Source organism: Methylobacterium crusticola (assembly GCF_003574465.1).
GTDB classification, from domain to species: Bacteria; Pseudomonadota; Alphaproteobacteria; order Rhizobiales; family Beijerinckiaceae; genus Methylobacterium; species Methylobacterium crusticola.
Window position 1 is genome coordinate 1 of record NZ_KZ984694.1, and the last position, 1,209, is coordinate 1,209.

1 protein-coding gene is annotated in these 1,209 nt (G+C 74.8%); it reads right to left on the reverse strand.

Annotation, left to right across the window (positions count from 1 at the left end):
- Nucleotides 1–480: 480 nt before the first annotated feature.
- Nucleotides 481–756 (reverse strand): DUF6894 family protein, encoded by a 276-nt coding sequence (locus DT057_RS05980; RefSeq protein WP_128561167.1) that lies wholly within the window; start codon nucleotides 754–756, stop codon nucleotides 481–483.
- Nucleotides 757–1,209 lie beyond the last annotated feature (453 nt).

The window sequence follows — 1,209 nt, forward strand, 5'->3', positions numbered from 1 at the left end:
GTTCTGGCGATCGAAGGTGCGCCCCGGCACGCCGCAGGGCGGGAGGCGAGAACATCTGTCGCCATGACAAGCGACGACTGGCTGGGCGAGGCCGTGCGGAGGATTTCGACGCGTGCCGGGCCGCGGCCTCGGCGCGGGAAGGGCCGCGAGGCCGGGCGGGCCGCCGGCCGCCGGCGGCCGTCGCTCGGGGCCGGCCCGGAGCCCGTGACCCGCCGCGCACGCGTCGCGACCCGCCCGCCATGCCGGCGAAGCATGGCTGACTACCCATTTTGGGCAATTGCGTTGTGCGGTGCAGCGTGGGACACGAAGACATGCACCGCCGCGATGGCGTCGCGGCGGTGCTCGCCCTCCTTGGGCNGGCGGCCTTTTTTCTGTCCAGGGCGCAAGGTCTTAGCGGCCGGTCGCGTCATCCACAAGCACAATTGTGCGCCAGGCCGGCAGCGCCGGCACTTTCGTGCGCAATCGGCGGCCGGCCTCCCCTCACGCCCGCGGCGCCCGGGGCCGCCGCGGCTTCGCGGGCGCGTCCGGCTCCAGCTCCGTGAACGGGACCGTGAACAGGGGCCGGTGCTCCGCGTCGGTCACGGCGAAGCGGTAGCTCGTGAGCTGCGGGTTGCGGGTGCAGTCGTCGTGGGAGGTGAACCCGGCGCCGTGGCGCGCCACCGCCAGGGCCGCCGCGTCGTTGCGGCACTCGAGCCCGTGGAAGTCCTGGCACACGAGCCCCGAACGGGACTGCACGTCGAAGAAGTAGCGCGGCATGGCACACCCCGAGCCTGCCCCCGGCGGCCGCGGGCCGTTCGTCGCCCGTCGGGCCGCCGCACCCACCCTGCTCCGTCGGCGGGCCGCTGTCACGCGGTTCGGCGAGCGCCCGCGCGGCGGCCCCGGCCCGAACATCCCGGATACCCGCCCTTGCGCGCCTCGTTGCGTCACCCCATCTCAATACCATCCTATTGGATGGTGAGCGGATGGACGCACCGGTTGCCGTCCCAGCCGGCGCCCCCTGCGCGACCACGCCGGCGGACCCGAAGCCCCTGTCCCCCACGACGAAGGACCGCACGATGACCGCGTTCGCCACGATCGACATGGCCGAGGTGACCCGTCTCACCCAGGCCGGCAAGCTCGCCGAGGCGATGGCCGTGCTGCAAGGCCGGCCCGCCGGGGCGGCCGCTCCGGCCGGGCCCGGGGCCGCGCGCCCGTGGCCGGCCCTCGACA

Bases quoted from the DNA above. Each gene is read 5' to 3' on its own strand.
- DT057_RS05980 (WP_128561167.1), bottom strand. From the start codon at position 756: ATGCCGCGCTACTTCTTCGACGTGCAGTCCCGTTCGGGGCTCGTGTGC.